Origin of the sequence: Sinorhizobium saheli, assembly GCF_001651875.1 — a bacterium.
In the GTDB taxonomy this organism is placed as follows: domain Bacteria; phylum Pseudomonadota; class Alphaproteobacteria; order Rhizobiales; family Rhizobiaceae; genus Sinorhizobium; species Sinorhizobium saheli.
The window spans coordinates 19,744-43,653 of the sequence record NZ_LNQB01000074.1; the positions used below are offsets into that span (position 1 = coordinate 19,744).

The 23,910-nt window shown below is 63.4% G+C and carries 31 protein-coding genes and 1 tRNA gene; 12 read left to right on the forward strand and 20 right to left on the reverse strand.

Annotated elements, in window-relative coordinates; all coding sequences use genetic code 11:
* Positions 1-15: 15 nt before the first annotated feature.
* Positions 16-717 carry a winged helix-turn-helix transcriptional regulator gene (locus ATB98_RS16665; protein WP_066875624.1) on the forward strand — a complete coding sequence of 234 codons (702 nt, stop codon included), beginning with the start codon at positions 16-18 and terminating at the stop codon, positions 715-717.
* 225 nt (positions 718-942) lie between these two features.
* Here ATB98_RS16665 and ATB98_RS16670 read toward each other — a convergent pair.
* Positions 943-1,027: transfer RNA gene (locus tag ATB98_RS16670), tRNA-Leu, on the reverse strand.
* A 158-nt stretch (positions 1,028-1,185) separates the two neighbouring features.
* Here ATB98_RS16670 and lipB point away from each other — a divergent pair.
* The 6 genes from lipB to fghA all read left to right on the forward strand — a co-directional run bounded on the left by lipB (position 1,186) and on the right by fghA (position 6,658).
* A complete protein-coding gene (lipB, locus tag ATB98_RS16675) occupies positions 1,186-1,941 on the forward strand; it encodes a lipoyl(octanoyl) transferase LipB (protein ID WP_066875625.1) in 756 nt (251 codons plus the stop codon).
* Positions 1,942-2,181: 240 nt separating this feature from the next.
* Positions 2,182-2,586: a helix-turn-helix domain-containing protein gene (locus ATB98_RS16680; protein WP_066875626.1), complete on the forward strand. Its 405-nt coding sequence runs from the start codon at positions 2,182-2,184 to the stop codon at positions 2,584-2,586.
* 126 nt (positions 2,587-2,712) lie between these two features.
* The gene (locus ATB98_RS16685; protein ID WP_234781924.1) at positions 2,713-4,458 is read left to right on the forward strand and encodes a copper resistance CopC/CopD family protein; all 1,746 of its coding nucleotides are present in this window, start codon (positions 2,713-2,715) and stop codon (positions 4,456-4,458) included.
* Positions 4,459-4,680: 222 nt separating this feature from the next.
* Positions 4,681-5,121: a YaiI/YqxD family protein gene (locus tag ATB98_RS16690; RefSeq protein ID WP_066875627.1), complete on the forward strand. Its 441-nt coding sequence runs from the start codon at positions 4,681-4,683 to the stop codon at positions 5,119-5,121.
* 28 nt (positions 5,122-5,149) lie between these two features.
* Complete coding sequence (locus ATB98_RS16695) at positions 5,150-5,809, forward strand: DUF1345 domain-containing protein (RefSeq protein WP_066875628.1); 660 nt, start codon at positions 5,150-5,152, stop codon at positions 5,807-5,809.
* 15 nt (positions 5,810-5,824) lie between these two features.
* A complete protein-coding gene (gene fghA, locus ATB98_RS16700) occupies positions 5,825-6,658 on the forward strand; it encodes an S-formylglutathione hydrolase (RefSeq protein WP_066875629.1) in 834 nt (277 codons plus the stop codon).
* A gap of 28 nt (positions 6,659-6,686) precedes the next feature.
* Here the strand turns inward: fghA and ATB98_RS16705 are convergent, their stop codons facing one another.
* On the reverse strand, positions 6,687-6,998 hold the full coding sequence (locus ATB98_RS16705) for a DUF1883 domain-containing protein (protein ID WP_066875630.1): 312 nt from the start codon (positions 6,996-6,998) through the stop codon (positions 6,687-6,689).
* Between the two features lie 200 nt (positions 6,999-7,198).
* Here ATB98_RS16705 and ATB98_RS16710 point away from each other — a divergent pair, with 200 nt between their 5' ends.
* From ATB98_RS16710 to ATB98_RS16720, 3 genes are read left to right on the forward strand one after another with little or no spacing between them, the layout of a single operon-like run.
* On the forward strand, positions 7,199-8,191 hold the full coding sequence (locus ATB98_RS16710; protein WP_066875631.1) for an RluA family pseudouridine synthase: 993 nt from the start codon (positions 7,199-7,201) through the stop codon (positions 8,189-8,191).
* Positions 8,191-8,856 (forward strand): HAD-IA family hydrolase, encoded by a 666-nt coding sequence (locus ATB98_RS16715; RefSeq protein WP_066875632.1) that lies wholly within the window; start codon positions 8,191-8,193, stop codon positions 8,854-8,856. The genes ATB98_RS16710 and ATB98_RS16715 overlap by 1 nt, the downstream gene beginning before the upstream one ends.
* Entirely contained in the window at positions 8,849-9,634 is a 786-nt protein-coding gene (locus ATB98_RS16720) for an ATP12 family chaperone protein (protein ID WP_066875633.1), read from the forward strand. Before ATB98_RS16715 ends, ATB98_RS16720 begins: the two co-directional genes overlap by 8 nt.
* Positions 9,635-9,733: 99 nt before the next feature.
* On the opposite strand, the gene sugE is transcribed toward ATB98_RS16720, so the two are convergent.
* The 3 genes from sugE to ATB98_RS16735 form a co-directional block, all read right to left on the reverse strand.
* Positions 9,734-10,048, reverse strand: a complete 315-nt coding sequence (gene sugE, locus ATB98_RS16725; RefSeq protein WP_066875634.1) for a quaternary ammonium compound efflux SMR transporter SugE — start codon at positions 10,046-10,048, stop codon at positions 9,734-9,736.
* 161 nt (positions 10,049-10,209) lie between these two features.
* Positions 10,210-11,520 carry a replication-associated recombination protein A gene (locus ATB98_RS16730; protein ID WP_066875635.1) on the reverse strand — a complete coding sequence of 437 codons (1,311 nt, stop codon included), beginning with the start codon at positions 11,518-11,520 and terminating at the stop codon, positions 10,210-10,212.
* Positions 11,517-12,914 (reverse strand): DegQ family serine endoprotease, encoded by a 1,398-nt coding sequence (locus tag ATB98_RS16735; RefSeq protein WP_066875636.1) that lies wholly within the window; start codon positions 12,912-12,914, stop codon positions 11,517-11,519. The genes ATB98_RS16730 and ATB98_RS16735 overlap by 4 nt, the downstream gene beginning before the upstream one ends.
* Positions 12,915-13,326: 412 nt before the next feature.
* On the opposite strand from ATB98_RS16735, the gene msrP reads away from it, so the two are divergent.
* Both msrP and msrQ read left to right on the forward strand, forming a co-directional pair.
* Positions 13,327-14,268, forward strand: coding sequence for a protein-methionine-sulfoxide reductase catalytic subunit MsrP (gene msrP, locus ATB98_RS16740; RefSeq protein WP_066875637.1), 942 nt, complete (start codon positions 13,327-13,329; stop codon positions 14,266-14,268).
* A gap of 2 nt (positions 14,269-14,270) precedes the next feature.
* On the forward strand, positions 14,271-14,933 hold the full coding sequence (gene msrQ / locus ATB98_RS16745; protein WP_066875638.1) for a protein-methionine-sulfoxide reductase heme-binding subunit MsrQ: 663 nt from the start codon (positions 14,271-14,273) through the stop codon (positions 14,931-14,933).
* Positions 14,934-14,976: 43 nt separating this feature from the next.
* Here msrQ and rplQ read toward each other — a convergent pair whose 3' ends face one another.
* The 15 genes from rplQ to rplX all read right to left on the reverse strand — a co-directional run bounded on the left by rplQ (position 14,977) and on the right by rplX (position 23,900).
* Positions 14,977-15,402: a 50S ribosomal protein L17 gene (rplQ, locus tag ATB98_RS16750; RefSeq protein WP_066875639.1), complete on the reverse strand. Its 426-nt coding sequence runs from the start codon at positions 15,400-15,402 to the stop codon at positions 14,977-14,979.
* 44 nt (positions 15,403-15,446) lie between these two features.
* Complete coding sequence (locus ATB98_RS16755) at positions 15,447-16,457, reverse strand: DNA-directed RNA polymerase subunit alpha (protein ID WP_066875640.1); 1,011 nt, start codon at positions 16,455-16,457, stop codon at positions 15,447-15,449.
* A 102-nt stretch (positions 16,458-16,559) separates the two neighbouring features.
* Positions 16,560-16,949 carry a 30S ribosomal protein S11 gene (rpsK, locus tag ATB98_RS16760; RefSeq protein ID WP_026617374.1) on the reverse strand — a complete coding sequence of 130 codons (390 nt, stop codon included), beginning with the start codon at positions 16,947-16,949 and terminating at the stop codon, positions 16,560-16,562.
* 233 nt (positions 16,950-17,182) lie between these two features.
* Complete coding sequence (gene rpsM, locus ATB98_RS16765; RefSeq protein WP_066875641.1) at positions 17,183-17,551, reverse strand: 30S ribosomal protein S13; 369 nt, start codon at positions 17,549-17,551, stop codon at positions 17,183-17,185.
* A 233-nt stretch (positions 17,552-17,784) separates the two neighbouring features.
* Positions 17,785-18,363 carry an adenylate kinase gene (locus ATB98_RS16770; RefSeq protein WP_066875642.1) on the reverse strand — a complete coding sequence of 193 codons (579 nt, stop codon included), beginning with the start codon at positions 18,361-18,363 and terminating at the stop codon, positions 17,785-17,787.
* Positions 18,360-19,700, reverse strand: coding sequence for a preprotein translocase subunit SecY (secY, locus tag ATB98_RS16775; protein ID WP_066875643.1), 1,341 nt, complete (start codon positions 19,698-19,700; stop codon positions 18,360-18,362). Before secY ends, ATB98_RS16770 begins: the two co-directional genes overlap by 4 nt.
* 237 nt (positions 19,701-19,937) lie before the next feature.
* Complete coding sequence (rplO, locus tag ATB98_RS16780) at positions 19,938-20,414, reverse strand: 50S ribosomal protein L15 (RefSeq protein ID WP_066875644.1); 477 nt, start codon at positions 20,412-20,414, stop codon at positions 19,938-19,940.
* Positions 20,415-20,427: 13 nt separating this feature from the next.
* Complete coding sequence (rpmD, locus tag ATB98_RS16785; protein ID WP_026617379.1) at positions 20,428-20,631, reverse strand: 50S ribosomal protein L30; 204 nt, start codon at positions 20,629-20,631, stop codon at positions 20,428-20,430.
* A gap of 12 nt (positions 20,632-20,643) precedes the next feature.
* On the reverse strand, positions 20,644-21,213 hold the full coding sequence (gene rpsE, locus ATB98_RS16790; RefSeq protein ID WP_066875645.1) for a 30S ribosomal protein S5: 570 nt from the start codon (positions 21,211-21,213) through the stop codon (positions 20,644-20,646).
* A gap of 125 nt (positions 21,214-21,338) precedes the next feature.
* Positions 21,339-21,701: a 50S ribosomal protein L18 gene (gene rplR, locus ATB98_RS16795; RefSeq protein ID WP_066875646.1), complete on the reverse strand. Its 363-nt coding sequence runs from the start codon at positions 21,699-21,701 to the stop codon at positions 21,339-21,341.
* A 12-nt stretch (positions 21,702-21,713) separates the two neighbouring features.
* Entirely contained in the window at positions 21,714-22,247 is a 534-nt protein-coding gene (gene rplF, locus ATB98_RS16800; RefSeq protein WP_066875647.1) for a 50S ribosomal protein L6, read from the reverse strand.
* Positions 22,248-22,287: 40 nt separating this feature from the next.
* Positions 22,288-22,686 carry a 30S ribosomal protein S8 gene (gene rpsH / locus ATB98_RS16805; protein ID WP_066875648.1) on the reverse strand — a complete coding sequence of 133 codons (399 nt, stop codon included), beginning with the start codon at positions 22,684-22,686 and terminating at the stop codon, positions 22,288-22,290.
* A 12-nt stretch (positions 22,687-22,698) separates the two neighbouring features.
* Positions 22,699-23,004 (reverse strand): 30S ribosomal protein S14, encoded by a 306-nt coding sequence (gene rpsN, locus ATB98_RS16810; protein ID WP_066875649.1) that lies wholly within the window; start codon positions 23,002-23,004, stop codon positions 22,699-22,701.
* A gap of 34 nt (positions 23,005-23,038) precedes the next feature.
* Positions 23,039-23,596 (reverse strand): 50S ribosomal protein L5, encoded by a 558-nt coding sequence (gene rplE, locus ATB98_RS16815; protein WP_066875650.1) that lies wholly within the window; start codon positions 23,594-23,596, stop codon positions 23,039-23,041.
* Positions 23,589-23,900 carry a 50S ribosomal protein L24 gene (gene rplX, locus ATB98_RS16820; protein ID WP_066875651.1) on the reverse strand — a complete coding sequence of 104 codons (312 nt, stop codon included), beginning with the start codon at positions 23,898-23,900 and terminating at the stop codon, positions 23,589-23,591. The genes rplE and rplX overlap by 8 nt, the downstream gene beginning before the upstream one ends.
* Between the last annotated feature and the right edge of the window lie 10 nt (positions 23,901-23,910).

A 23,910-nucleotide genomic window follows, 5' to 3' on the forward strand; every position in this document is an offset into this window, starting at 1 on the left:
GGAGGAGGTTTCATCATGGCACAGGCAAGCTATGGACAGTTCTGTCCGGTGGCATTGGCGGCGGAGGTGCTGTGCACGCGCTGGACCGTCGTGCTCCTGCGCGAGTTGTTGGCCGGCTCGACGCGCTTCAACGATTTGCGGCGAGGCGTGCCGCGCATGTCGCCGGCGCTCCTGGTCAAGCGGCTGCGCGATCTCGAGCAGGCCGGCATCGTCCGTCGTGTTGCTTCGCGGACCGAGCCGGGAATTCTCGAGTATCAGCTGACGCCGGCCGGAAGGGGCTTGAAGCCGGTGATCGAGGCGATCGGCATATGGGGCCAGCGCTGGTTCGAGGCCGATGTCTCGTTGCAGCATCTCGATCCATCGCTCTTGATGTGGGACATACACCGCAATCTCGATGTCACGACGTTGCCGCCGCGGCGCCTCGTGGTTCATTTCCTGTACCCGGAGCTACCTGCCGCTCGACGGCAATGGTGGCTTCTCATCGAACCCGGTGCCGAGGTGGATCTCTGCCCGGTCGACCCCGGCTTCGATATCGACCTGTACGTCAGTACCGACCTGCGCACCATGACGGCGATCTGGATGGGACTGACAACTGTACGCCGGGCGATGAGCGATGGAAAACTCGTGCTCACCGGCGATCGTCAGCTCGCCAGCCAGATGCAGACCTGGCTTGGCCTGAGCCCCTTCGCGGCAGAAAAGAAGCTGGTTTCCGCCTAGAGCGGGGCGCGCTCACATGCGCTGGCGCCCCGCTCCATCTTGGCATCGCGATGCCGCCGCAGCCGCCTTCTTGTCGAGGCGAACATCCGACACGGCGGGCGGCGCTATTGAGAAGGCGCCGCCGAAGTTGGGTTCCGGCTACACCACGACATGGACCGAAACCGGGCCACGCTAAGTTGTCAACAACAGGAAAAAACAAAGAAGATCAATGCCGAGAGTTCGGCTTGGTGCGGTCGAGAAGACTCGAACTTCCACGGGTTGCCCCACAGCGACCTCAACGCTGCGCGTCTACCAATTCCGCCACGACCGCATCGTGGTAGGTGCCGATTGCGTCGGCGGGGGTGCATGTAGCAAAAGCATTTGGGGTGCACAAGGGTGTCACGACAGAAATTTGACGTGAAATGAAACTATTTCAACGCCCCCTTCGCGAAGCGCCTGAAACGCTGGACTCTTGCCGCGCGCGGCCCCATGTACAGGCTGGAAAAATCAGCAATGCAGGGCCCAATGCAGCGTGAAGATCTGAGCCAGACCATGTTCGCACCGCCGGATTCGCCGCCGGTGCGCTGGCGCATCGCCCCTTCCCTCATCGATTATCCACAAGCTGTCGAAACGATGGAACGGGAAGCCGCCGCCATCGGCGCGGGTTTGGCCGACGAACTGGTCTGGCTGGTCGAGCACCCGCCGCTCTACACCGCCGGCACCAGCGCCGACGCCGCCGACCTGGTCATGCCCGATCGATTCCCGGTCTTTTCGACTGGCCGCGGCGGCGAATACACCTACCACGGCCCGGGGCAGCGCGTCGTCTACGTGATGCTCGATCTCAGGCGCCGGCGTCAGGACGTTCGCGCCTTCGTTGCTGCGCTCGAAAACGTCATCATCACCACGCTCGATGCGATGAACGTCAAGGGCGAGCGCCGCGAGGACCGCGTCGGCGTCTGGGTGCGCCGTCCGGAAAAGCCGCCTCTCGCCGATGGCTCGACGGCCGAGGACAAGATCGCGGCGATCGGCATCCGCCTGCGCAAGTGGGTGAGCTTCCACGGCTTTGCCCTCAACGTCGACCCGGATCTCGATCATTTCGGCGGCATCGTGCCCTGCGGCATACGCGGCTACGGCGTGACGAGCCTCGTCGACCTCGGCTTGCCGGTCATGATGCCCGACGTCGATATCCGTCTGAGGCAGGCGTTCGAAACGGTCTTCGGCCCGACCCGACCGGACGAGGGATGAAGGCGCCCCCGCGGCCCTTGCGACGAGGCATGCCCCAAATACCGGACGCCGGCGCACATTTGCGAAGAACCGCGAGGGCCGCATTTGGTAGCGTTTTTGACGCTGCGGGATGGTCTTCGTAGCGGGAATACCCATAGGCTCGCCTAATCTTCGCCCCGCAGCGGGAAACCGAGGCGCCACCGGCCCGCTCGGAAACTTTGCCCGGGACCTTTGAACGTCGCCGTGCCAAAGGAGAAAGTCATGCGTTTGTCCACCGAAGCCATGCTCGGACGTCTGCGCGATACCGGGGACGGCGACACGTTGGGAGGCCGCCTCTCGAGGGCGCGCGACGCGGCGAGGCTTTCTGCCAAGGACCTGGCCGACCGGCTCGGCGTGCGCGTCGAGACCATATCCTCCTGGGAACGCGACAGGGCCGAGCCGCGGACGAATCGGCTTTTCGCGCTCGCCAGCGTCCTCGGCGTCACGCCGGCCTGGCTGATGACCGGCATCGGCCGCGGTCCCGACGACAACATCAGCGACGGGGCGAGGAACGCGCTTCGCGAACAGTTCGATCTCGTCAGAAAACTGCATGAGCAGACCGGCGAAGCCCTGGCAGCCCTCGAAGTCCAGATCGAGCGCGTCGAGCGCTCCGGATTCCGTCCCTGACATTTAGAGCGTAATGCGCTCATATGCGTTCGCGCCCCCTTCCGGCGCCGGCGATCAGGCTGCTTGAAATGACGGCCGGCCACTGATCATCTTCAAACGACGCTTCAACAGGCAGGGTAATCGCCAATGACCGAACGCTCGATGATCGACAGGTCTCCGAGGCTACATCGCCTCGCGAGGCTCGCAATGCTGGCGCTGTTCGGTCTTCTCGCACAGATCGCCGTCGCCTGCGCCCATGCGTCGTTCAGCTCGAGCGATCCCGAGGACGGGGCCGTCGTCGAGAGGGCGCCGTCGACCTACACCCTCAGCTTCAGCGAACCGGTGTCTCCCCTGACGCTGAAGCTGGTCACGCCGGACGGCGCCTCGATTCCGCTCGAGCGTTTCAAAGTCAAGGATCGAACGGTCGAGATCGTCGCGCCGGCCGACCTCGGCCGCGGAACGCACGTGCTGACCTGGCGCGTGACCTCGGCGGACGGCCACCCGATCGGCGGCTCGATCGTGTTCTCGATCGGCACGGCAACCGCCGAACCGCCGCCGATCGGGGACGAAGTCGACGCGGTGGTGCGTGCCGGCGTCCTTGGATCGAAGGTGGCGCTCTATATCGGCCTCTTCATCGGCGTCGGCGGCGCTTTTGCATCACGCTGGCTGATCGACGGCGCTCGCCGTGGCCGGAATGTCGTGATGGCCGCTCTCGGCATCGGCATCATCGGCACCCTCGCTTCCCTCGCCTTCCAGGGTCTCGATGCGCTCGGCGCACCGATAGCGCTGATCGCCGAACCCCGTGTCTGGTCCACCGCCATGGCGACCAGCGTCGGCGCCACGGTCTCCGTCGCGGCTGTCGCCATCGCCACGGCCGTCGCGGCCCTTCTGAGCCACGGGCATGTTTCGCGCCTGTTGTCGCTCGTCGCCGTGATCCTGACCGGCGCCGCCTTGTCGCTGAGCGGCCATGCGGCAGCGGCCGAGCCGCAATGGCTCATGCGGACAGCGGTCTTTCTGCATGCCGTCGCGATCACCTTCTGGGTGGGAGCGCTCGCTCCATTGGGCCTGGCGCTCAGAGCATCTTGCAGTCAGGTGGAATCACCTGACGTCGCACAAATGCAGCAAAAACAAACGGTGACGCGAACGCATGTGAGCGCATCCCGCTTGAGGCGAGGCGACCCGGCGGCGGCCGCGGCCCTGCGCCGTTTCTCGACGATCGTCCCCTATGCCGTCGCGGCGCTTGTCGCGGCCGGCCTCGTGCTGGCCGTCGTGCAGGTGCGGGAACCCCGCGCTCTCATCGACACGGCCTATGGGCAGTTGCTCCTCGCAAAGGCAGGGCTGCTCGTCGGACTATTCCTGCTCGCCGCCGTCAATCGCTGGCGCCTGACCGGCCCGGCCGTGGCCGGCAACGGTCCTGCCACATCGCGGCTGGTTCGCCTGGTCGCTGCCGAAACGGCAATCGTGCTGTTGATATTCGCCATCGCGGCCTCCTGGCGTTTCACGCCGCCGCCGAGGGCATTGGCGGCCGTAGCGGAGCAAGCCGCGACCGCCCACATTCACACCGACAAGGCGATCGCCTTCGTCAAGGCCATGCCGGGACGCGCCGGCCAGGTCGACCTTTCGGTCAGGCTGCTCGATGGCAAGTCGCAGGCGCTCGACGCCAAAAAGGTGACCTTCGTCCTGTCCAAACCGGATTCAGGCATAGAGCCCTTCAAGCGGCCGGCGGAGCAGGACGCAAAAGGGGACTGGCGTAACGAGCATATGACCATACCGCTCCCCGGCACCTGGCATATCCGCATCGACGTCCTGAGCGGCGATTTCGAGATGGTCCGGCTCGAAGGACAGATCAGCATCCGGCCCTCGGCATCCGCGACCATAACGGCCACTCCGTGACGATTTCGGGTTACGCGTGGCGCTCGGCGTTGTATCACCGCTGCATCGTCACCGCCTGCCGCGACGCTCGTGGTATGCTGAGTTCGCAACTTGAGTCAGAGAAGCGCCGGAGCGTTTTGAATTTTTGGCGCTTTCCGCCGCTCGAGCAGGTTTGAATTGCTGCATGTTTGCTTTAGTCGGAGCCGGTTCAAGGAAGCGTGCAGCAGGAAAGTTGATTGCGTCATGATCTATGTCGACGCCGACGCATGTCCGGTAAAGGCGGAAATTCTCAAGGTGGCTGAGCGCCACGGCCTCGAAGTGACCCTCGTCGCCAATTCAGGCCTGCGGCCTTCGCGTGACCCGATGGTTCGCCATGTCATCGTATCGGCGGGATTCGACGCGGCGGACGACTGGATCGCCGAGCGCGCCGGTGAAGGCGACATCGTCGTCACCGCCGACGTGCCGCTCGCCGGGCGCTGCGTTGCCGCGGGCGCGCTCGTCACCGGCCCCACCGGCCGCGTCTTCGACAGGAGCAATATCGGCATGGCATCCGCGATGCGCGACCTCGCAGCCCATCTGCGCGAAACCGGCGAGAGCAAGGGGTACAATGCCGCCCTCACCGCGAGAGATCGCTCCGCCTTTCTCGAGACGCTTGACCGGCTCTGCCGACGCGTCAAAAGGTGAAGGAAGAGCCGGCACACGGGAGGCGGCGATGACACCGAAGCAAGGGCTCAGGCATTGGCCGTTCTATCTCGCCCTCATGGGCTCGCTCATCAGTTTGCCGATCAGCATTCCGCTCTCCGCCAGCGAGGCGATCGAGGTCGCGGCGATCCTGTTCTTCTGCATCTATCTGTCGATCACGGCTTTCCGGGTTCCGAAGCTTACCGGAAGCTATCTCAAGGCCAATGCGCGTGACACGAGCGAGCCGGAGCCGGTCATCTTCCTGGTGACGCTCGCGGCGGCGGCCGTTTCCCTTGCGGCCCTCTTCCTGGCGTTGAACCGCGCCGGAGGCGGCCGCGCCACCGAGCTGATCCTCGCCTTTGCCTCGGTCGCCCTTGGCTGGGCAACGGTCCACACCATGGCGGCGTTCTACTACGCGCATGTCTATTGGCTCGCCGGCCGACGCGAGGGCGGCAACGATCCGGCGGCGCGGGGGCTCTCCTTTCCGGAAACGGACGATCCCGGTGGATACGATTTTCTCTATTTCGCCTTCGTCGTCGGCATGACCGCGCAGACCTCGGACGTCGCCATCACCACCACCGCGATGCGGCGCGTCAACCTGATGCACGCGATCGTCTCGTTCTTCTTCAACACGGTGCTTGTCGCCGCCGCTGTCAACGCCGCGGTGCAGCTCGCCGGCGGCACGCCATAAGTCCAGGAGGCTTTGATGAAAGTGATCTCGCAGAATACCGCGTTCGGCGGCATGCAGGGCGTCTTCGCCCATGATTCCGCCGCCTGCAAGGGCGAAATGACCTTTGCCGTTTATGTTCCGCCGCAGGCGACAACCGAGCCTCGCCCCGTCCTCTGGTATCTCTCAGGCCTCACCTGCACTCATGCGAACGTCATGGAGAAGGGCGAGTATCGCCGCATGGCCTCAGAGCTCGGCCTCATCATCGTCTGTCCCGACACGAGCCCGCGTGGCCCGGACGTGCCGGACGAGTTGACCAACTGGCAGATGGGCAAGGGTGCAGGCTTCTACCTCGATGCCACGGAGAAGCCCTGGGCCGAACACTATCAGATGTACACCTATATCACCGAGGAATTGCCGGCCCTCGTCAACCAGCATTTCCGCATCGACATGAGCCGCCAGGCGATCTTCGGTCATTCGATGGGAGGGCATGGCGCCATGACGATCGCGCTCAGGAACCCCGAGCGCTTCCGGAGCTGCTCCGCCTTCGCGCCGATCGTCGCCCCGTCGAGTGCCGACTGGTCCGTGGGCGCCTTCGAGAAATACCTCGGCGCCGACAGGGCCGCCTGGCGCAAATACGATGCCTGCGCCCTCGTCGAGGACGGCGCCCGCTTCCCGGAATTCCTGATCGATCAGGGCAAGGCGGACGGCTTCCTTGAAAACGGGCTTCGTCCATGGCTCTTCGAGGAAGCGGTCAAGGGGACGAGTATCGGGCTCACGCTGCGGATGCACGAGCGTTACGACCATTCCTATTATTTCATCTCGACCTTCATGGACGACCATCTGAAGTGGCACGCCGACAGGCTCGGCTGAGACGGGGCGCGCGTGGCGGGCGGCCTGCTCAGCAGACGGGTTGAATACGTGGCTGGCCGGCCGTCTCGACCACCCGCACGCTCGATTCGGCAAGGCCGTGATGGCCTTCCGCATCGATCACCAGATGCCAGTGCGCCGTTTCCGGAAGGGTCATGCGCAGCGGCGACTTGCGCGCGACGCCGCCGAAGAACTGGTGCTTCAGCGTTTCCTTGTAGCGCGTGAAGTTCGCATCCGTCATCAAGCGGACATTGGCGACCGCCGACAGCGTGATCTCGATCCGGGTACCCGCCTTCTGCGCCTTGAGGTCGTAATGCGTGTAGTTCAATGCTTGCTTTGCCATCGCCGTCGATCGGGACAATATGAGCTATCGCTAACGACAGTAGCGACGCCCTCTTAACGAATGGTTTTGTCGCCCGGAAACGGGAAACGGCTCCTTTCGAGGAGCGCCTTTCTTTTCGGCAGCTACGGTCGCCGGACTGGTCCTCATGCCCGCAATGGGCTAAAGCCAGCCCTTGAAGAACAGGAAGCGGATTTCTGCAGATGGCAGGCATAGAACACAGGCAGGTGGACAGCGACGAGGCGGGCATGCGGCTCGACCGCTGGTTCAAGGTGCATTTTCCCGGGCTGGGCTTCGGTCCGCTGCAGAAGCTGCTGCGCTCCGGCCAGATCCGCATCGACGGCGCACGCGCCAAATCCGACACGCGGGTGCAGCCCGGGCAGACGATCCGCATTCCTCCGCTCGGCATCGATGCCAAGGATACGAAATCCGGCCCGATCGGCGGGCGGGACCTCCGCCATTCGGCCGACGGCGAGCTCCTGTCGCGGATGGTCCTGCACGAGGACGCCAAGGTCATCGTGCTCAACAAGCCGGCCGGCCTCGCGGTCCAGGGCGGCTCGGGGGTCAGCCGGCATATCGACAAGATGCTCGAGGCCTGGGCCAACCAGAAAGGTGAAAAGCCGCGGCTGGTCCATCGGCTCGACCGGGACACTTCGGGCGTCCTCGTCGTCGCCCGCACACGCGGCGCGGCGCAGCAACTGACGGCGGCGTTTCGCGAACGCGACACCAAGAAGACCTATTGGGCGCTGGTCAAGGGCGTGCCGCGCAAGCGCGAGGACCGCATCTCCACCTGGCTGGTCAAGGAGCAGACGCCGGACGGCGACCGCATGCGGATCGCCAGGCACGGCGAGGACGGCGCCGACCATGCGATCTCCTATTACCGCATCGTCGAGCAGGCCGGCCAGAACCTCGCCTGGCTGGAGATGGAGCCCTATACCGGCCGCACGCACCAGCTTCGCGTGCATGCCGCCCATATCGGCCATCCGATCATCGGCGATCCGAAATATTTCGAAGCGGATATCAACTGGACCTTCCCGGGCGGCATCCAGAACCGCCTGCACCTGCATGCGCGCCATATCGACATTCCCCATCCGAACGGCGGACGGCTGAAGATCACGGCGCCCCTGCCCCCGCATATGGTGCAAAGCTGGAACCTGCTCGGCTTCGACGAAAATGCCGCCAGCGAGGACGATTGATGAAGCTCGTTCTTTTCGATTGCGACGGGACGCTGGTCGACAGCGCCGGGCTGATCCACGAGGTCATGGCGCGAACCTTCGAGGCGTTTGAACTGCAGCGACCGACGAGCGAGGCGACCAAGGCGATCATCGGGCTTACGCTCGACATCGCGATCGCGCGCCTTATGGGGCAACCCCATGTCGATGACCGCGCGACCGCAATGGCGGCACATTACAAGGCTATATTCAGAGCGGTGCGGGATGAGCGGGAATTCCAGGAGGCGCTGTTTCCGGGCATCGCTGCGATGATCGAGGAACTCGCCGCCCGCGACGAACTGCTGATCGGCGCCGTCACCGGCAAGTCGCGGCGGGGGCTGACGCACATCGCCGAGACCCACGGCCTCGACAAGATCTTCTTCGTCTCGCGCACCGCGGACGACTGCCCCTCCAAGCCGCACCCGGCCATGGTCATGGAGTGCTGCAGCGAAGCGGGCGTCGAGGCGCGGGACACGATCGTCATCGGCGACGCGATCTATGACATGCAGATGGCAAAGGCCGCGGGCGCCGGTGCCCTCGGCGTCGCCTGGGGCTACGCCAGCGTACCCGAGCTGGTCGAGGCCGGCGCCGACCATATCGCCCAGGTGCCAGCGGACATAATCGAATGGATGGAACGCAGCCATGCCTGATATTCGCGACGAACTGACGAGCGCGCTGAGCGACGAGGATCCCGTGCGCCGCGCCCAGATCCAGATGCAGAAGCCGCTGGCGAAGCGCTTCTACAAGGCCGTGAGCGTCGGCCCTGCGGAGGAGGGCGGCTATGCCGTGCTTCTCGATGGGCGCTCGGTGCGCACGCCCGCAAGACACCCGCTTGCGGTCCCGACGGAGAAGCTGGCCGAACTGCTGGCGGCCGAGTGGGACGCGCAGGCCGAGGTCATCGACCCGTCGGCGATGCCGCTCACGCGGATCGTCAACACGGCGATCGACGGTGTGGCTCCCGATCACCGCGCCGTCTTCGACGACATTGTGCGTTTCGCCGGCAGCGATCTCCTGTGCTACCGCGCCGACAGCCCCGCAGGGCTCGTCGCACGCCAGAACGACATGTGGAACCCGGTCCTCGACTGGGCCGCCCGGGCGCTCGGCGCGCGTTTCATTCTCGCCGAGGGGGTTATTCACCAGGAACAGCCGCGCGAGGCAATTTCAGCCTATGCGGAAGGACTGCGTGCCTTTGCGACGCCGCTTGGGCTGGCCTGCCTGCACACGGTCACGAGCCTGACGGGATCGGCGCTGCTGGCGCTCGCCGTCGCCATGCGCCGCTTGTCCGCCGAAGACGCATGGGCCGCCGCCCATGTCGACGAGGATTGGCAGATCGAGCATTGGGGGACCGACGAGGAAGCGTTTCGCCGTCGCGAGAACCGCTGGCGGGAGATGCAGGCGGCGGCAGCCGTTCTCGACGCGCTGAAGTAGCCGCCTGATAATAGTGGCCGACGGGCGCCACGAGTCCCTTCTCCCCGTCAAAACGGGGAGAAGCTGGCCGGCAGGCCGGATAGGGGGCAAATCTGCCCGTCAGGCGACGAGCTTCAGGCCGGCAATGCCTGCGACGATCAGGCCGATGCAGCCGAGGCGCATGGCCGTCGCGGGCTCTCCGAAAAGGACGATGCCGAGGATCACGGTGCCGATCGTGCCGATGCCGGTCCACACCGCATAGGCGGTGCCGAGCGGCAGCGAACGCACGGCGATGCCGAGCAGCACGACGCTCAGGATCATCGACCCGACCGTCAGCAGGCTCGGCAGCAGGCGCGTAAATCCATCCGTATATTTGAGGCCGATTGCCCAGCCGATTTCCAGAATTCCGGCGAGCAGCAGGGTGATCCAGGCCATTTCAAACTCCTTCGTGTGGAGCGAGGCCGTCCCCGCGGAAGTGCGAACCGGATGACCGATCCGTGCAGCCGTCTGCGATGTGGCGCCTGTATCGCACGAGGCCCCGTGGCGAGCAAGCCCCTCTCCGGCAAGGCTACCTTGCAGGCGCGACAGGTCTCACCTCAAGAATTCCGCTCGCGCCGGAGCTTTGCCCACCATTCGAGCCGCTTGCGAAGCTCACGTTCGAATCCACGCTCCGGCGGGTCGTAGAACGTCTTCCTGCCCATTTTCTCCGGGAAGTAATCCTGCCCGGAAAACGCATCCGGCTCGTCGTGATCGTAGCGATAGCCCTCGCCGTATCCCTCCCCCTTCATGAGCTTGGTCGGGGCGTTCAGGATATGTTTCGGCGGCAGCAACGAACCATTCTCCTTCGCCGCCCGCATCGCCGTCTTGTAGGCGGTGTAGACCGCGTTCGACTTCGGCGCGGTCGCGAGGTAGACGCAGGCCTCTGCGAGAGCGAGTTCGCCTTCGGGCGAGCCGAGATAGTCGTAGGCGTCCTTGGCGGCGTTGCAGATCACCAGGGCCTGCGGATCGGCAAGGCCGATATCCTCGACGGCCATGCGCACGAGACGCCTGCCGAGATAGAGCGGGTCCTCGCCGGCATCGAGCATGCGGCAAAGATAATAGAGCGCGGCATCCGGATCGGATCCCCGAACCGACTTGTGCAGCGCCGAGATCAGATTGTAGTGACCGTCCTGGCTCTTGTCGTAAACCGGCGCGCGGCGTTGGACGATATCCCTCAGCGCCGCGGCGTCGAAGATTTCGTCCCGGCGGGCGGCACGCCAGACCTCTTCGGCAAGCGTCAGGACGGCGCGGCCATCGCCGTCCGCCATGAGGATGAGGCTTGCACGCGCCTCCGCGTCGAGCGGCAGCGACTTGCCCTCGGTCTTCTCGGCGCGCTGCAGGAGTTCCTCGAGGCTCGCCTCGTCATGCGGCTTGAACGTCAGCACCCGCGCCCGCGACAGGAGCGCGGCATTGAGTTCGAAGGACGGGTTCTCGGTGGTCGCACCGACCAGAATGACGGTACCGTCCTCCATGACCGGAAGGAAGCTGTCCTGCTGGGCGCGATTGAAACGATGGATCTCATCGACGAACAGCAGCGTCTGGCGTGCCGACATGCGCCGGGCGCGGGCGGAATCGAACACCTTCTTCAAATCCGCCACACCGGAGAAGATTGCCGAGATCTGCTCGAAGGCGAGGCCTGCCTCGCCCGAAAGCAGCCGGGCAACCGTCGTCTTGCCGGTCCCCGGCGGACCCCAGAAGATCATCGATCCGAGCGAACCGGATGCGATCATGCGCGTCAATGCGCCGTCCGGACCGGTCAGATGCTCCTGCCCCGTTACCTCGGCGAGCGTGCGCGGCCGCAGCCGATCGGCAAGCGGTCTTGCCGAGGCCATCTCAGGCGGTTCGATGGGGGAAAAAAGATCGCTCATCGGAAGAACTGCCGAATGATCTGGCCGTTGCGCTCGATCTCCACGCGCCAGAACGAGGCATCTTCGGCCACGACGCTTTCGAGCGTCCTGGTGCTGTCGATCGACGCTCCGTTGACCGAGCGGACGATATCCTTCGGCTCGAGGCCGATGCGGGCGGCCGGCGAACCGCGATTGACCTCGGTGACGACGACACCCTGCAACGAGGTCGGCATGCGCAGTTCGTCGGCCAGACGGGGCGAAAGATTTGCCACGACGGCGCCGGCGAAGGGGTTGCGCCCCTCGATCAGTCGCTCGTCGCGCGGCGCGGTCTCCGGCGCCTGCTCGAGCTTCAAGGTGACCTCGTGCGGCCTGCCGTCTTCGAGGACCGTCACGCGTGCCTCATGGCCGATGCCGACCGTCGTCAGCCGGTAGCCGAGCGCATCGGGATGCTCGACCGGTATGCCGTTGACGGCTGTCACCACCTGCCCCGCCTTCATGCCGGCGCTTGCCGCCGGGCCGTCGGCCTGAACCGCCGTTATCAGCGCCCCGCGCGGCCGGTCGAGGCCGAGCGCGTCCGCCACGTCGGAGGTGACCGGCTCGAAGGTGGCGCCGATGAAGGGACGGATGAAGGAGCCGTTGCCCCCTTGAGCGGAGGCCACGAAGACCTTGACGAGATTGGCGGGGATCGCGAAGCCGACGCCGTTGGAGCCGCCGCCGCGCGAAAAGATCGCGGTGTTGATGCCGATCAGTTCGCCTTTCATGTTGATCAGGCCGCCGCCGGAATTGCCGGGATTGATGGCGGCATCCGTCTGGATGAAGAAGCCGAAATCACCGTTGGAAATCTGGTTGCGCGCAAGCGCCGAGACGATTCCGCTCGTCACCGTCTGCCCGACGCCGAAGGGGTTGCCCATCGCCAGGACCAGGTCACCGACCTCCACGGCATCCGAATCACCGATCGGAATGATATCGAACGGGCCCTTCGACTCGATCTTCATGACCGCCAGGTCCAGCCGGTCGTCCTTGAGCATGATCTTGCAGGGATATTCACGCCCGTCGGCGAGCGCGACCTTGATGTCGTCGGCGCCCTCGATCACGTGATTGTTGGTCACCACCAGGCCGTCGCGGCCGACGATCACACCCGATCCGAGCGACGACTGCTTTTCCGTGCGATTCGGCATGCGCTGGCCGAAGAACTCTTCGAAGAAGGGATCGCCAGCGAAAATCGACCGCCGTTCGACCACACGCTCGGCATAGACGTTCACCACCGCGTTCGCCGTCTGCTTCACCAGCGGCGCGAAGGAGAGCTGTATTTCGGTACGGGATTGCGGGACGGTCTTGGTATCCTGGGCCACCGCGGGCGTCGACAGGGCAACAGCGAGGACGAGAGCCGCGAGCGTTCGATGGCCAAAGATCATGAAGCATTCTCCCTTTCATTGCTGCTACGTTCAGATAGGATTTCGCAGGAAAAAAGGCAAACGCGCCGCTACCGGAATACAGTGTCAGCGGCGTCGGCGGCGAAGGAAATCAATTGGCAAATCAGGCCATTGGCGCGACGACGGAGTCCATGCGCGGTTCCTCATATGCATCCACCAAGAGGCGCGGCGTTGCAGCGGGAGACCGCTTCGGATTTCGACCGGCTACGGTCACGAGCCACACACGAAAACGTGGTTCCGGCCACCTTTCCCGGTGATCGAAACTCTGGTCATTTTGTCTACTGAAGCGCGTCGCGCTTCGGGACATTGTTTTTTAAGCATGTCGTTGCCCAAAACCGCTGCACAGTTTTTGGTCGACATGCACTAAACCGCCAATCGATGTTGAGGAAACACCATGCCCAGCTACCGCGCGCCGCGGATCGACGCCTCTGAAATCACGCCGGAACGCTGCTTTCTCGATCGCCGCGGCTTCATGGCGGCCGCCGCCGGCGGCCTCATTCTGGGCAGCGCGACCGCCGGGCACGCGGCCGCGCTCAAGGCTTCCACAGGCGCCTACAAGGTCGATGAACCGCTGACGCCGGAAAAGGACGTCACGAGCTACAATAATTTCTACGAGTTCGGCACGGGCAAGGGCGATCCGGCCGCGAACTCCGCATCGTTCAAGCCCGAACCCTGGAAGGTCAAGGTCAATGGCCTCGTCAGCAAGCCGCGGGAATTCGGTCTCGAGGAACTCCTCGCCTTTCCTCTCGAAGAGCGAGTCTATCGCATGCGCTGCGTGGAGGCCTGGTCGATGGTGATCCCGTGGATCGGCTTTCCGCTGGCCGCCCTCCTCGATGAGGTCGAGCCGCTCGGGAGCGCCAAATATGTCGCCTTCGAGACCGTCATCCGGCCCGACGAGATGCCAGGCCAATCCGGCTATTTCCAGCCGCTGGAGTGGCCCTACCGCGAAGGGCTGCGGCTCGACGAGGCGCGCCATCCGCTGACAATCCTCTCCGTCGGCGTTTACGGCAAAACCTTGCCGAACCAGAACGGCGCTCCCGTGCGCCTGGTGGTGCCGTGGAAATACGGCTTCAAGGGGATCAAATCGATCGTGCGGATTTCGCTGACCGAGACGCCGCCGCCCTGCACCTGGAACCTCACGGCCCCCGACGAATACGGCTTCTACGCCAATGTGAACCCGGCGGTCGACCATCCGCGCTGGAGCCAGGCGACCGAGATCCGCGTCGGCGAAGGCGGTTTTTTCGGCTCCAACCGTCGCGACACGCTTCCCTTCAACGGCTATGCCGAAGAGGTCGCAAGCCTTTACGCCGGGATGGACCTCAGAGCGAACTTCTGATCATGGCCCTCGTTCCGACCTTGCCCAAGCATCTCCATGGTCCCTCGATCTGGGCCCTCTATGCGCTCGGCTTCGTGCCCGCCGCCTCGGCCTTCTATCTCGGCGCGACCGGCCAGCTCCCCGGCAATGCGATCAAGGAATTCGAGCACCTGCTCGGCCTCTGGGCCTTGCGTTTCCTTATCGCGACGCTGACGATCACCCCCGTCCGCGACCTCTTCGGCGTGAACTGGATCAGGTACCGCCGCGCCCTCGGGCTGCTCGCCTTCTATTACGTGCTGATGCACTTCCTGGCGTATATGCTGCTCGACCAGATGCTGCGATTCCCGGCGATCCTTGCCGATATCGCCCGCCGCCCCTTCATCACCATCGGCATGGCGGCCCTCGTGCTGCTTATCCCTCTGGCGCTGACCTCGAACAATTGGTCGATCCGCCGGCTCGGTCCGCGGTGGAACAAGCTGCACAAGCTCGTCTATGTCATCGCGGCGGCCGGCGCGCTGCATTTCGCCATGTCCGTCAAGGTCGTCGGACCCGAGCCGATGCTCTACATCGCCCTCGTCACCCTGCTCCTTAGCTGGCGCACCGTCAGAACGCGCTTCCTGCGCTGGAAACGCCAACGTTCCGCGATCGCGCGGCCGATCCCCGCAACGGAAAAAGCGGCCGGGTGAAAATCACCCGACCGCTCCGAGTCTTTCGGTCTATTCGCCGAAATCAGGCCGCTTCAACGGCCTCGGCTTCGGCGGCCACGCGGGCGCGGTCTTTCGCGCCCTTGGCGTCCACGTCGCGATCAACGAATTCGATGACCGCGAGCGGGGCATTGTCGCCCTGGCGGAAGCCGGCCTTCATGATGCGCAGATAGCCGCCGTTGCGGGTGGCGTAGCGCGACGCGATCGCGTCGAACAGCTTGGAAACGACGGCGACGTTGCGGATCTGCGAGATCGCCTGACGGCGAGCGTGCAGGTCGCCGCGCTTGCCGAGCGTGACGAGCTTCTCGACGATCGGACGGATTTCCTTGGCCTTCGGCAGGGTCGTGACGATCTGCTCGTGCTCGATCAGCGAAGCTGCCATGTTGGCAAACATCGCCTTGCGATGGCTGGCGGTTCTATTCAGCTTGCGGCCGGCTTTACCGTGGCGCATGGCTAGTCTCCTTTACTTGCAGGCATCCGCCCGCAGTCTAATGGTTAGTATTGGTCTTCGTAACGCTTGGCGAGATCTTCGATGTTCTCCGGCGGCCAGGACGGCACTTCCATGCCGAGGTGCAGGCCCATGGAAGCGAGAACTTCCTTGATCTCGTTGAGCGACTTGCGACCAAAGTTCGGCGTCCGGAGCATTTCTGCTTCGGTCTTCTGAATGAGGTCGCCGATATAGACGATGTTGTCGTTCTTCAGGCAGTTGGCCGAACGAACGGAGAGCTCCAGCTCGTCGACCTTCTTGAGAAGCGCCGGATTGAAGGCGAGTTCGGTGACTGCCTCTTCCTCTGCTTCCTTGTGCGGCTCCTCGAAGTTGACGAAGACCGCCAGTTGGTCCTGAAGGATGCGGGCCGCAAACGCGATCGCATCTTCGCCGGTGACGGAGCCATCGGTTTCGATGGACATCGTCAGCTTGTCATAGTCGAGAACCTGGCCTTCACGGGTGTTTTCCACCTTGTAGGAGACCTTCTTGACCGGGGAGTAGAGGCTGTCGACCGGGATGAGACCGATCGGCGCATCCTCCGAGCGGTTGCGCTCGGCCGGTACGTAGCCCTTGCCGTTGTTGACGGTGAACTCCATGCGGATTTCCGCGCCCTCGTCGAGGGTGCAGATCACATGGTTCGGGTTGAGGATTTCGATATCGCCAACCGTCTGGATGTCACCCGCGGTCACGACGCCCGGGCCCTGCTTGCGCACGACCATGCGCTTTGCGTCGTCGCCATCCATCTTGATGGCGATTTCCTTGATGTTGAGCACGATGTCGGTCACATCTTCCCGAACACCCGGGATAGAGGAGAACTCGTGCAGCACGCCGTCGATCTGCACCGCCGTGACGGCAGCACCGCGCAGCGACGACAGAAGCACGCGGCGAAGCGCGTTGCCGAGCGTCAGACCGAAGCCGCGTTCAAGCGGTTCCGCCACCAGCGTTGCCTTGGTGCGGCCGGAGGAGGTGAACTCCACCTTGTTCGGCTTGATCAGTTCCTGCCAATTTTTCTGGATCATGTTTTCTGCCTTCCGTTCGTTGCCACCATCCAATCGTGGCAACCGAGCCCCGAAGTCCGGGAGAACGCCATCGCGCCCTCACCGGATGTGGAATACATATGATCAGACGCGGCGCTTCTTGCGCGGACGGCAGCCGTTGTGCGGGATCGGCGTCACGTCGCGGATCGACGTGATCATGAAGCCAGCAGCCTGCAGCGCCCGAAGAGCGGATTCACGACCGGAACCCGGACCGCAAACCTCGACTTCCAGCGACTTCATGCCGTGTTCCTGAGCCTTGCGGGCGCAGTCTTCGGCCGCGATCTGAGCTGCGAACGGGGTCGACTTGCGCGAACCCTTGAAGCCCTTCGCACCGGCGGACGACCAGGCAATCGCATTGCCCTGCGCGTCGGTGATGGTGATCATGGTGTTGTTGAACGACGAATTGACGTGCGCGACGCCAGACGTGATGTTCTTGCGCTCGCGACGGCGAACGCGGGTGGCTTCCTTGGCCATAGGATCCCTTTCTTAGATCTCTGCACCGCCGTAATTCCAGCGGCTCCACCGGGAAAAGGATTTGTCGTCCCCTGCCCTGCATCTTCGATTTTGCATGACCGGTCGACCGGCCCCGCAACACGTTTCCGCGAGGCCGACCCGGCCCCACGCGGCGGCAGGACGCACGCGCCCTGCCAAACTGCAAAAGGAGGCCGGCGCAAGACGCCAGCCTCCCGATCTCCCTGTTCGGGAAATTACTTCTTCTTGCCGGCGATCGCCTTTGCCGGACCCTTGCGGGTGCGGGCATTGGTGTGCGTACGCTGGCCGCGCACCGGCAGGCCGCGACGATGGCGCAGGCCGCGATAGCAGCCGAGGTCCATCAGGCGCTTGATGTTCATCGCCGTCTCGCGGCGCAGATCGCCCTCGACCTGGTAGTCGCGGTCGATCGTCTCGCGAATCTGAAGGACTTCCGCGTCCGTCAGCTGGTGCACGCGACGGTCGGCCGGGATGCCGACCTTCTCGATGATTTCCTGCGCGAATTTCGGGCCGATCCCGTGGATGTAGGTCAGCGCGATGACGACGCGCTTAGCCGTCGGGATGTTGACGCCAGCGATACGTGCCACGTCTATTCTCCTTGCGTTCCAGTTGCCATCCGGCAATAGGTGCTTCGTTACGCGACCTCGAAAAGCCGCACGTTGATTGAAGTTCGAGACACGTCAAAAACGACCGTACCCGGACTTCGTTGTTTAGAAGACCGCGCCGATCGCTTCTCATGTCGCGAGTTGACGCTGTCTTTGGAGGAATCGGCCGGAAAAGTCAACTCCCCGCCGGCTTCCATTTTGGCAAAGGCAATCGCCTATGCCAGAATCTTCTGGATATCGGCCGTGACGGTGTCGACGTCCGCCATGCCGTCCACGGTCTTCAGCCGACCGCTGCGCGCATAATGCTCCGAAAGCGGAGCGGTCTTCACCCGATATTCCTCCAGGCGACGCCGGAAGGCTTCGGGATTGTCGTCGGAGCGAGCGGTGCCGCCCGCGGCGACGGTTTCCGCTACGCGATTCTCCATCCGCCGGACAAGGGCCGCCTCGTCGACCTTCAGCTCGATGACCGCATCGAGTTTCAGGCCCTTCTCGGCGAGCATCCCGTCCAGCGCCACGGCCTGCGGGACCGTGCGCGGATAGCCGTCCAGAATGAAGCCCTTGGCGCAGTCCGGCTGGTCGATTCGGTCGGAAACGATTTCATTGACGATTTCGTCGGAGACGAGCTGACCGGCATCCATGACCGCCTTCGCGCGCTTGCCGACCTCGGTCGCCTGAGCCACGGCTGCCCGGAGCATGTCCCCCGTGGAAAGCTGCGGAATGCCGTATCTCTCCGTCAGGAGCTTGGCCTGCGTGCCCTTGCCAGCACCCGGCGGTCCCAAAAAAATAAGTCTCATCGTCCCCTCTTTCCTCCGCGCAGCTTCGACTTCTTGATCAGCCCCTCATACTGCTGGGCAATGAGGTGACCCTGGATCTGTGCTACCGTATCGAGGGTGACGCTGACAACAATCAAAAGCGACGTACCACCGAGGTAGAACGGCACGCCTGTCTGAGAGATGAGAATTTCAGGCAGGATGCAGACGAAGATCAGGTAGATCGCGCCGATGACGGTGATGCGGGTCAAGACATAGTCGATGAATTCCGCCGTGCGCTCGCCCGGCCGAATGCCCGGGATGAAGCCGCCATGCTTCTTCAGATTGTCGGCCGTATCCTTCGGATTGAAGACGATGGCGGTATAGAAGAAGGCGAAGAAGGCGATCATTGCGCCGTAGAGGACCATGTAGAGCGGTTGGCCATGCGCTAGCGCACCGACGATCGTCGTCGCCCAGCCGGGCATCGTCTGGGCATTGGCAAAGCCGGCGAGCGTCGCGGGCAGCAGCAGCAGCGACGATGCGAAGATGGCCGGGATGACGCCGGAGGTGTTGAGCTTCAGCGGCAGGTGCGACGTATCGCCCTGGAACATGCGGTTGCCGACCTGGCGCTTCGGATACTGGATCAGCAGGCGGCGCTGCGCGCGCTCGACGAAGACGATCAGCGCGATCACGGCAACGACCATGACGATGATCGCAAGGATAAGCGGCGTCGACAGAGCGCCGGTGCGGCCGAGTTCGAGCGTGCCGGCGAGCGCCGAAGGCAGCGCGGCGACGATGCCGGCGAAGATGATGAGCGAAATGCCGTTGCCGATGCCGCGCGAGGTGATCTGCTCGCCGAGCCACATCAGGAACATCGTGCCGCCGAGAAGCGAGATCACGGTGGAGATGCGGAAGAACCAGCCCGGATCGTTGACGAGGCCGCTGCCGCTTTCAAGGCCGACGGCGATGCCATAGGCCTGCATGGCTCCGAGCAGCACCGTGCCGTAGCGGGTATACTGGTTGATGACCTTGCGGCCCTGCTCGCCTTCCTTCTTCAGCTGCTCGAGCGCCGGGACGACCGACGTCATCAGCTGCACGATGATCGAGGCGGAGATGTAGGGCATGATGCCGAGCGCAAAGATCGCCATGCGCTCGACGGCGCCGCCCGAAAACATGTTGAACAGGCCGAGAATGCCGCCCGATTGACCCTGGAAGGCCTGAGCGAAGGCGTCGGGATTGAGGCCCGGCAGCGGGATATAGGTGCCAAGACGGTAAACCAGGAGCGCGCCAAGCGTGAACCAGAGGCGCTTCTTCAGATCTTCCGCCTTGGCGAAAGTTGAAAAATTCAGGTTCGAGGCGAGCTGTTCCGCTGCAGAAGCCATGCCATTCTCCGCGTACCGATCTCGGAAACGGTGGGAGAAACCCCGATCGTTTCCGGACAGAATGAGTATTCGTCATTGAAAACCGGGCGCGAGGCGATTGTCGCTGCAATCGGATGCCTCACCGCAGTTTCCGTTGTGTCCCGCAGCGGCAAGTGATTCGCCGCCCTCGGACGTGAGGCTCACATATGGGAGCAAAACCGCCCGGCGTGAAGCACCCCGGGCGGCTCATCAGTCATATTATTCCTGAGCGGCGGCGGCTGCCAGCAGCTTCACGGAGCCGCCGGCCTTCTCGATCTTCTCGACGGCCGGCTTGGAAGCACCGGCGACTTCGAGCGAGACCTTCGCCTTCAACTCGCCGTCGGCGAGAACGCGAACACCATCCTTCTCGCGGCGGATGACGCCGGCAGCCTTGAGGGCAGCCGCATCGATGGTCTTCGAAGCGTCGAGCTTCTTGGCATCGATTGCCGTCTGGATACGGCCGAGCGACACGACAACGAACTCCGAAGCGAAGATGTTGTTGAAGCCGCGCTTCGGCAGGCGGCGGTAGATGGGCATCTGGCCGCCTTCAAAGCCGTTGATCGACACGCCCGAACGGGCCTTCTGACCCTTCACACCGCGACCGGCGGTCTTGCCGGAGCCGGAGCCGATACCGCGACCAAGACGCTTGCGGCTCTTGGTGGCGCCTTCGTTGTCCTTGATTTCATTCAGTTTCATATCTCGATCCCCCTCACTTCTCGTCGACGACGCGAACGAGGTGCTGGACGGCCCGGATCATGCCGCGAACGGCCGGAGTGTCTTCCAGCGTGCGAACCCGGTGCATCTTGTTGAGGCCCAGGCCGATGAGCGTCTGACGCTGAACGGCCGGACGGCGAATGGGGCTACCGATCTGCTCGACGGTAACCGTCTTCTTGGCAACTTCTTTCTTAGCCATCTGTCAGCTCCCTTATTCTTCGGAACCAACGCCGGCGGAAGCGCGACGAGCCTGGAGCGTGGCGTACTTGATGCCGCGCTGTGCCGCGATGTCCTTCGGGTGCATCTGGTTCTTGAGCGCATCGAAGGTCGCGCGAACCATGTTGTAGGGGTTCGACGAACCGGTCGACTTGGCGACGACGTCGTGAACGCCGAGCGTTTCAAAGACGGCGCGCATCGGGCCGCCGGCGATGATACCCGTACCGGGCTTGGCTGCGCGCAGCAGCACCTTGCCGGCGCCGTGGCGGCCGTTGACATCGTGATGCAGCGTGCGGCCACCGCGCAGCGGTACGAAGATCAGGTCGCGCTTGGCGGCTTCCGTGGCCTTGCGGATGGCTTCCGGCACTTCGCGTGCCTTGCCATGGCCGAAGCCGACGCGGCCCTTCTGGTCGCCGACGACGACGAGAGCGGCGAAACCGAAACGACGACCGCCCTTCACCACCTTGGCGACGCGGTTGATAGCGACGAGCTTATCGACAAACTCGCTGTCGCGCTCTTCACGGCCCTGGCGCTCTTCGCGCGGAGCACGTTCTTTCTGTGCCATTGTCCTCTTCCTTTTTCTTTTCCGGGTGCAATCGGCAGATTGACGAAAGTCGCCTCGCTCGAGACGAGACGACCAGGGGTAATCGCGAAGCGGAATTCCGCCCGGGCGGACCCGGGCGGTGAACCTTAGAAGTTCAGGCCGCCTTCGCGGGCTGCCTCGGCCAGCGCCTTGACGCGGCCGTGGTAGATGAAGGCGCCGCGATCAAAGACGACGTCCTTGATGCCTGCCTTGGAAGCGCGCTCGGCGATGAGCTTGCCGACGGCTGCCGCAGCGGCCGTGTCAGCGCCGGTCTTCAGCGAAGACTTGAGATCGGTTTCGAGGGTCGATGCAGCGGCAATCGTCTTGCCGGCGACATCGTCGATGATCTGCGCATAGATGTTCTTCGACGAGCGATGAACCGACAGGCGCGGACGGCCATTGGCGACCGCCTTGATTTGACGGCGCACGCGGCTGGCGCGACGCACAAGAGTATCTTTCCTGCTAGCCATTTCGCGTGATCCTTACTTCTTCTTGCCTTCTTTGCGGACGATCCGCTCTTCGGCATACTTGACGCCCTTGCCCTTGTAGGGCTCGGGGCCGCGGTATTCGCGGATTTCCGCGGCAACCTGGCCGACCTGCTGCTTGTTGATGCCGGAAACGACGATTTCCGTCGGCTTCGGCACAGCGATCGTGATGCCTTCCGGCGTCTGGTAGATGACGTCGTGGCTGAAGCCGAGCGCCAGCTGCAGGTTCTTGCCCTGCATGGACGCGCGGTAACCGACGCCGTTGATCTCGAGCTTGCGCTCGTAGCCGTCCTTGACGCCCTTGAAGATGTTCTCGATCATCGTGCGGGACATGCCCCACTTTGCACGAGCATCCTTGGTTTCATTGAGCGGCTGAACGACAACCGTATTATCTTCGAGCTTCACCGAAACTTCGTCGTTAGCGACGAAGAACAGTTCGCCCTTCGGGCCCTTTGCCGTTACCTTCTGGCCATCGACGCTTGCCGTGACGCCTGCCGGAACCTGAACGGGCTTCTTACCGATACGAGACATTTTTATACCTGTCTGTTCGCTATGGAGATCCTGCCCGGCCTTAGAAGACCGAGCAAAGAACCTCGCCACCAACATTCTGTTCGCGTGCCTGGTGATCGGCCATCACGCCCTTCGGGGTCGAAAGGATGGTGATGCCGAGGCCGTTCGCGACCTGCGGAATGGACTTGACCGAGACATAGACCCGGCGGCCCGGCTTGGAGACGCGCGCGATCTCACGGATCACGGAGGCGCCTTCGTAGTATTTCAGTTCGATGTTCAGCTCGGACTTGCCGTTGCCGAATTCGACTTCGGAGTATCCGCGGATGTAGCCTTCGGACTGAAGGACATCCAGAACGCGTGCGCGGAGCTTGGAAGCCGGCGTCGAGACGCTCGACTTGCGGCGCGCAGCACCGTTGCGGATACGGGTGAGCATATCGCCCAAAGGATCAGTCATTGCCATGTACCCGTCTCCTTACCAGCTCGACTTGACGACGCCCGGCACCTTGCCGAGATTGCCCAGTTCGCGAAGCGCGATACGCGACATGCGAAGCTTGCGATAGTAGGCACGCGGACGGCCGGTAACTTCGCAACGGTTGCGGATACGAGTCTTGGACCCATCCCGCGGCAGCTCGGCCAGCTTGAGCGTGGCCTTGAACCGCTCCTCGATCGGCAAAGACTGGTTCATGATGATTGCCTTCAGGGCCGCGCGCTTGGAGGCGTGGCCGGCAACCAGTTTGCGGCGGCGCTTGTTCTTTTCAACTGCGCTCGTTTTCGCCATAACAGTTATCCTTCTTTACGCTTGTCGTTACGGATTACTGACGGAACGGGAAGTTGAACTCTTTGAGCAGAGCGCGAGCTTCGTCGTCGTTAGTTGCCGTCGTGCAAACGATGATGTCCATGCCCCACATCTGATCAACCTTGTCGTAGTTGATCTCAGGGAACACAATGTGCTCCTTGATGCCCATGGCGAAGTTGCCACGACCATCGAAGGACTTCGGATTGAGGCCACGGAAGTCGCGAACCCGCGGAAGAGCGATGTTCACGAGACGATCCAGGAACTCGTACATCCGGACGCCGCGCAGGGTAACCTTGGCGCCGATAGGCATGCCTTCGCGGACCTTGAAGCCAGCGATGGAGTTGCGAGCGCGGGTGATCACCGGCTTCTGGCCGGCAATCGCTGCGAGGTCGGCAGCTGCGACGGTCGGCTTCTTGGAATCGCCGGTCGCTTCGCCAACACCCATATTGATGACGATCTTGTCGAGGCGCGGGATCTGCATTTCGTTGGCGTAGGAGAACTGCTCCTGCATCGCCTTGCGGATGCGCTCTACATATTCCTTCTTGAGCCGCGGCTCATAAGCGGTCTTAGCCATCGATCACTTCTCCCGAACGCTTGGCCACGCGGACCTTCTTGTCACCATCGATCTTGAAACCGACGCGGGTCGGCTTGCCGTCCTTCGGATCGGCGATCGCGATGTTCGAGAGGTGGATCGGGGCTTCCTTGGTGATAATGCCGGCTTCCTGGTTCTGGGTCTGGCGCTGGTGACGCTTCACCATGTTGACGCCGCGCACGACAGCCCGGTCTTCCTTCGGCATGACCTGAACGACTTCGCCGGTGCGACCCTTGTCCTTACCGGTGAGAACGACGACCTTGTCGCCTTTGCGAATCTTCTGCATCTCTTTCGCT

What these genes read in the sequence shown, in the direction of transcription:
- ATB98_RS16720 (WP_066875633.1), top strand. Translation starts at nt 8,849, where the DNA reads ATGCCTGATATTCGCGACGAACTGACGAGCGCGCTGAGCGACGAGGAT.
- rpsE (WP_066875645.1), bottom strand. Translation starts at nt 21,213, where the DNA reads ATGGCACAGAAAGAACGTGCTCCGCGCGAAGAGCGCCAGGGCCGTGAA.
- ATB98_RS16770 (WP_066875642.1), bottom strand. Translation starts at nt 18,363, where the DNA reads ATGAGACTTATTTTTTTGGGACCGCCGGGTGCTGGCAAGGGCACGCAG.
- msrQ (WP_066875638.1), top strand. Translation starts at nt 14,271, where the DNA reads ATGGCCCTCGTTCCGACCTTGCCCAAGCATCTCCATGGTCCCTCGATC.
- ATB98_RS16705 (WP_066875630.1), bottom strand. Translation starts at nt 6,998, where the DNA reads ATGGCAAAGCAAGCATTGAACTACACGCATTACGACCTCAAGGCGCAG.
- rplR (WP_066875646.1), bottom strand. Translation starts at nt 21,701, where the DNA reads ATGGCTAGCAGGAAAGATACTCTTGTGCGTCGCGCCAGCCGCGTGCGC.
- ATB98_RS16715 (WP_066875632.1), top strand. Translation starts at nt 8,191, where the DNA reads ATGAAGCTCGTTCTTTTCGATTGCGACGGGACGCTGGTCGACAGCGCC.
- ATB98_RS16710 (WP_066875631.1), top strand. Translation starts at nt 7,199, where the DNA reads ATGGCAGGCATAGAACACAGGCAGGTGGACAGCGACGAGGCGGGCATG.
- rpsN (WP_066875649.1), bottom strand. Translation starts at nt 23,004, where the DNA reads ATGGCGAAAACGAGCGCAGTTGAAAAGAACAAGCGCCGCCGCAAACTG.
- rpsK (WP_026617374.1), bottom strand. Translation starts at nt 16,949, where the DNA reads ATGGCCAAGGAAGCCACCCGCGTTCGCCGTCGCGAGCGCAAGAACATC.
- rpsH (WP_066875648.1), bottom strand. Translation starts at nt 22,686, where the DNA reads ATGGCAATGACTGATCCTTTGGGCGATATGCTCACCCGTATCCGCAAC.
- ATB98_RS16680 (WP_066875626.1), top strand. Translation starts at nt 2,182, where the DNA reads ATGCGTTTGTCCACCGAAGCCATGCTCGGACGTCTGCGCGATACCGGG.
- rplQ (WP_066875639.1), bottom strand. Translation starts at nt 15,402, where the DNA reads ATGCGCCACGGTAAAGCCGGCCGCAAGCTGAATAGAACCGCCAGCCAT.
- rpmD (WP_026617379.1), bottom strand. Translation starts at nt 20,631, where the DNA reads ATGGCTAAGAAAGAAGTTGCCAAGAAGACGGTTACCGTCGAGCAGATC.
- secY (WP_066875643.1), bottom strand. Translation starts at nt 19,700, where the DNA reads ATGGCTTCTGCAGCGGAACAGCTCGCCTCGAACCTGAATTTTTCAACT.
- rplE (WP_066875650.1), bottom strand. Translation starts at nt 23,596, where the DNA reads ATGGCTAAGACCGCTTATGAGCCGCGGCTCAAGAAGGAATATGTAGAG.
- ATB98_RS16665 (WP_066875624.1), top strand. Translation starts at nt 16, where the DNA reads ATGGCACAGGCAAGCTATGGACAGTTCTGTCCGGTGGCATTGGCGGCG.
- rplX (WP_066875651.1), bottom strand. Translation starts at nt 23,900, where the DNA reads ATGCAGAAGATTCGCAAAGGCGACAAGGTCGTCGTTCTCACCGGTAAG.
- ATB98_RS16695 (WP_066875628.1), top strand. Translation starts at nt 5,150, where the DNA reads ATGACACCGAAGCAAGGGCTCAGGCATTGGCCGTTCTATCTCGCCCTC.
- rplF (WP_066875647.1), bottom strand. Translation starts at nt 22,247, where the DNA reads ATGTCTCGTATCGGTAAGAAGCCCGTTCAGGTTCCGGCAGGCGTCACG.
- ATB98_RS16690 (WP_066875627.1), top strand. Translation starts at nt 4,681, where the DNA reads ATGATCTATGTCGACGCCGACGCATGTCCGGTAAAGGCGGAAATTCTC.
- fghA (WP_066875629.1), top strand. Translation starts at nt 5,825, where the DNA reads ATGAAAGTGATCTCGCAGAATACCGCGTTCGGCGGCATGCAGGGCGTC.
- sugE (WP_066875634.1), bottom strand. Translation starts at nt 10,048, where the DNA reads ATGGCCTGGATCACCCTGCTGCTCGCCGGAATTCTGGAAATCGGCTGG.
- msrP (WP_066875637.1), top strand. Translation starts at nt 13,327, where the DNA reads ATGCCCAGCTACCGCGCGCCGCGGATCGACGCCTCTGAAATCACGCCG.
- ATB98_RS16685 (WP_234781924.1), top strand. Translation starts at nt 2,713, where the DNA reads ATGACCGAACGCTCGATGATCGACAGGTCTCCGAGGCTACATCGCCTC.
- lipB (WP_066875625.1), top strand. Translation starts at nt 1,186, where the DNA reads ATGTACAGGCTGGAAAAATCAGCAATGCAGGGCCCAATGCAGCGTGAA.
- ATB98_RS16730 (WP_066875635.1), bottom strand. Translation starts at nt 11,520, where the DNA reads ATGAGCGATCTTTTTTCCCCCATCGAACCGCCTGAGATGGCCTCGGCA.
- ATB98_RS16755 (WP_066875640.1), bottom strand. Translation starts at nt 16,457, where the DNA reads ATGATCCAGAAAAATTGGCAGGAACTGATCAAGCCGAACAAGGTGGAG.
- rplO (WP_066875644.1), bottom strand. Translation starts at nt 20,414, where the DNA reads ATGAAACTGAATGAAATCAAGGACAACGAAGGCGCCACCAAGAGCCGC.
- ATB98_RS16735 (WP_066875636.1), bottom strand. Translation starts at nt 12,914, where the DNA reads ATGATCTTTGGCCATCGAACGCTCGCGGCTCTCGTCCTCGCTGTTGCC.